Source organism: bacterium (assembly GCA_030655055.1).
Classification (GTDB): Bacteria; Edwardsbacteria; AC1; order AC1; family EtOH8; genus UBA5202.
The window spans coordinates 1-4,256 of record JAURWH010000049.1 but is presented as its reverse complement, the minus strand read 5'-3'; the positions used below and the strand labels follow the sequence as shown (position 1 = coordinate 4,256).

Below are 4,256 nucleotides of genomic sequence, written 5' to 3'. Positions count from 1 at the left end.
GAAGCGCACTTGTCCGCTTTTTTCATTAAGCCAGCTGCTGTAAGGCTGGGAGGCCGAGGGATCAAAACCGGCCAGGACCTCCAACGTATCCGGGATATTGGCAGAGGCTGGGGACAGAGGCAGGTAGACGATTTTTACCGGCAGGCTGAAGGGCAGTGTCCGGTAACTGGCTTCCACCGTATCGGATGTTATAAGCCTGGAGGGAAAGTATATTTCGCCGGTACGGCAATCCAGGGCATAATCAAGATTGGGAACCATAAGGCTGTCGTTCAAAAGCATCGAATCGCTGCCTTTGATGATGTTCCGGTGAGGCAGCTGGTAAGAATTGCCGGAAAACCCTCCCGGAATGACAACCCTGGCCCTCCCTGCTGTTTCCTGACCGGTTAAAGAGGAAGACCAGAACGGTATCAGGAGCGTGATCAGAAGATATTTTATTAGTGATGTTCTCATTCTTCGCTGACATTGAACAAATATTGGCCCGAGACCGTAAAAATGCCGCCGAAAGAACTGCAGGCCACGGACAAGGGGGCGGCAATGGCGCAGCCAGCCCCGGGGTTGATCCCTGAAGGCTTGATCTCAAAGGAGCTGAGCCGGCCCTTGTCCTTTTCGCAGACCCAGAGAACCGGGGACCCCGTCTCAAAACAAACGGCGGAGGGAGAGGCCGAAGGCGAAGCATCTATCTTCCCCAGATAGCTTCCGTAGATGTTAAATAACGTGATCTTTTGGGCCCGGGCGTCGGCGGCGGCCAGGACGGTCCCCGCTCCGTCCACCGCCAGGGCGGTCGGCCACTGGAAACCTGCATTTCCGGACATCAGCCGGAACCTCCGGACCTCCTTTCCCTGATTATCCAGGACCACCACCGTGTTGGCCAGATTGTCCAGCAGATAAAGGCTGCCGTCCTTAAGGACCGCACCGGAAACAAACGAACTTCCCGAATAGGAAATGGTGTTTTGTTTTTGCCCCCAGATATCATAGTATTGGATATTTTTGTTCAGGTCATCCACCAGGTAAATGCCGTTGGCCTGGCCGTTGAGCAAAAAACTGCGGGCTGAGGGCATGGCGGATTCATAGTTCAGGCTGCCGTCGCTTTTGTAGCTGACTATGCGCCATCCTCCAGCGTCGGTGATGAACACGTCTCCACGGAGACTGGAACACATGGAAGGCCGGTCATCGTTGATGCTCAGCTGGGCGTACTTGAAGGCTTGAACGGTTTTGATCTTGACGCCGCCGGGTTCCGGCCTCCTTTGTTCAACTATGGCAGTACAGGAGAGAACGCCCAGCGAACAGGCCAAAAGGCAGATCAGATATCTCATAGATTTCCTCACTTTCTTTAATACAGAAAATCCTCCGGCCTGACCATTGCTTTTGGCTGACGGAGGATGTTCTGAACATCGATTGATGGGCGGTCCTAAAAACTGCGTAAAAGGGCCAGGGTGATGGTTTCGGGCTGGTAGGAATAGCATTCAAGGCGCCAGTCAGGAACCTGGGACAATTTTGTCCGTTTGTTGAAACGTTTGGCCAGCCTGGCGGCGTTGACCGCAGAAAGCATGTGGTTAAGCACGGAAGCGCCCACCGAATAACTGATCCGATGCAGGTAGTTACGGCTTTTGACCCTCAGGCCCCGGTAATAATACCATTGGTCGTAATTCTGCCATTCCCAGGAATCCTCTTCGGAATATAATTTATCGGACACATAGGCCTGCTGGGCGGCCGGGTCGTAGGGATAAAGCTCCCGGGCCTGGCGCCACTGGTCTTCGTTGTACCAAAAACTATTTGGCCATTCATAAACATTCTGATAATAAAAATCATCAGTCCGGCCGGAATTGGAGCCGGCCTCCTGGGCGGCGTAACTTATATAGTCGCGCCGCCGCATATCCCCCTGGTATTTGTTGAACAGGGCGGCCGACCAGATCACCGCCTCGGCGGCCACGAAACCTTTGGTATACCCTTTTTGGCCGACATAGTATTCTCCGGAACCCGGAACCAGCAAAGAAAGGAAAAATGCCTTCCGGGCTGATTTCCTGTATTTCCTCGGAAGAACAGGTTTACCGGGAACAGCTGGCTTCTCAACTGCAGCAGTGTCAGGGATGGTTTTGATGAGAGCTGCAGCGGGGCTTCCATTTGGAATATCTGAAGTTTGGACTGCCTGCCCGTAGGTCTGCAAATGGCAAAAAGCTATCAGCCCAATTGTAAATAATGTTCTTTTCATTTTATCACCGCCGCTTTGCAGGTTTTTACTTTGGCGTTTGTTCCGTCATTTGCCTCCACCCGGATGATATAAACGCCGGAAGCTATTTGCTCCAGGCTCCAGACAACCTCGTTTTCGGTCATGGCCTGCCCCGGCTGTCTATACTGGCGGACCAGTTCTCCGGCCAGGTTGAATATCTTGACATCGATCTCTGCATTGCTTTCCAGGAAAAACCTGATCTTTGCGTTGTCGCCCCGGGCCGGGCTGGGGTAAACATAGGCATTCTTGATCAATTCTCCGGACTGGGCGGGCAAGGGATGCAGGGCAGGATCCCAGTTCAAAAAACCGGTATGGGCCTGGTTGCCGCAGAACATCGGCCAGCTCAGGCTGGAAGCAGTTACCGGAGACCCGATGCTCCAAACATAAACATTGCCGTCATCGCAGCCCACGGCCAGCTCGATGTCGGAACTGTCCCCGTCCAGGTCGGCCAGCAACGGAGTGGACAGAATTTTACCGCCAACCGTCAAGGGGAATCCGGCGGCATCGGTGCCGTTGCCGTTAAAGGCATATATACGCCCGTCGGGAGAACCGATGATTATTTCCGGAAGGCCGTCGTTGTCCACATCGGCGGTTACCGGGGAAGACTGAACATTGAGGGATTCGGATATTGCTATCGGGAAACCAGAGATCAAGGTCGCGTTATAGTTATAAGCGTAAAGCTTGGTGCCTATGGCTGCAACTATTTCCAGATAACCATCCCCGTCAATATCACCCAGGGCCGGAGAGGCAATGGCGGTCTGGTCGTGGGATACCGGCCAGCCGGAAACGGTCCGGCCCAGTTTGTCCAGCACGGTTATTTGGTTTTTAGGACAGGCCACGATCTCGGGACTGCCGTCCCGGTTGACGTCGCCTATGGCGGTGGAAGCGGACACCCAATCCACCCAGGGCATCAAAGCCGGAAAACCTGACAGGTCCTTGCCGCTGTCAGCCAAAGCGAAGACCCGGCTGTCCCCTGAAAGGATCACTGCTTCCGAACCCGGGGAATCAGCATATAGTTCGGCTGCCGATGGTGTGGCCCTTGTTTCCATGGCCAGATCTTTTGGATAACCTGCAACAAGGCTTCCATCATATCGCCAGGCATAAAGTTTTTTGTCGTCACAGGCCACAATGATTTCCAAAGTATCATCACCGTCAATATCAGCCAAAGTGGGCGAGGAAAAGATCGGACCCTGGGTAAAAACAGGAAAACTATCCAGGATCACAGCCCATTTAACTGAGTCACCGGAAGTATTAAAAGTATCATGCGAAACAAAACTAAAACCCCAAACAGATCCCTGTGTCAATAGATCAGCCGAGGATATGAATACTTCGGGACGGCCGTCTTTATTCACATCTCCCACCGCAGGAGAAGAATAAATGTTGCCAGTCACTTTTGCAAATTCAGCCCGTAAATGTACCGTGTCATTGGCTGCTAATATTAATGTCGTGTCATGATTGAACAAACCCTGGCCGTTGGACATCATGGCATATACCCTTCCATCATTACCGGGTATTATCAGCACCGTGGTGTCTCCCAAAACCGCATAATTGGCGCTGTTCCAGTCTACAGTTTGTCCTAAATCATAAGGGAACCCCGGCAGGCTCCATCCGACCTTCACCCGGGCGCTCATGTTTTCGGACGGAGCAGTGATGCCGGTGATCGAAATATGGGTATAGGAACCGTCATTGGCCAGGGTCGCCGGATCGCTGCCGTCGTCTATCCGGTCGTTGTTACCGGCGTAATAGGCGTCGTAGGGGCTGGCATAGGTGGAATAAGGCGAGCCGCCCCAGCGCTGCAGGTCCTGGACGTGATCGGCCTCCAGTAGATAGATGGCTTTTATGTCTCCGGTCTCCAGGCTGTTGTCATACCATCTTTGGGCTATCAGGTCTTCATCCACATGATAGACCAGGAGCCCTCCGGCATCAAGTTCAAACGGCAGTGACATATCGTAGTCGTTTACTTTGATCAAGACCCCGTTGCGCCAGACCCTGGCCCCGTTGGAATCGGCTGAGGCGGAATCGGAGATGA

General features: G+C 53.2%; 4 protein-coding genes. All 4 read right to left on the bottom strand.

Annotation, left to right across the window (positions count from 1 at the left end; translation table 11 throughout):
• A partial coding sequence (locus tag Q7U71_02515; GenBank protein ID MDO9390627.1) for a hypothetical protein occupies positions 1–450 on the bottom strand: 450 nt, incomplete at its 3' end.
• The gene (locus Q7U71_02510) at positions 447–1,313 is read right to left on the bottom strand and encodes a hypothetical protein (protein MDO9390626.1); all 867 of its coding nucleotides are present in this window, start codon (positions 1,311–1,313) and stop codon (positions 447–449) included. The genes Q7U71_02515 and Q7U71_02510, both read right to left, overlap by 4 nt.
• Positions 1,314–1,408: 95 nt before the next feature.
• A complete protein-coding gene (locus tag Q7U71_02505) occupies positions 1,409–1,990 on the bottom strand; it encodes a hypothetical protein (protein MDO9390625.1) in 582 nt (193 codons plus the stop codon).
• Between the two features lie 215 nt (positions 1,991–2,205).
• Positions 2,206–4,256: T9SS type A sorting domain-containing protein (locus tag Q7U71_02500; GenBank protein MDO9390624.1), on the bottom strand; the 2,051-nt coding region annotated here is incomplete at its 5' end.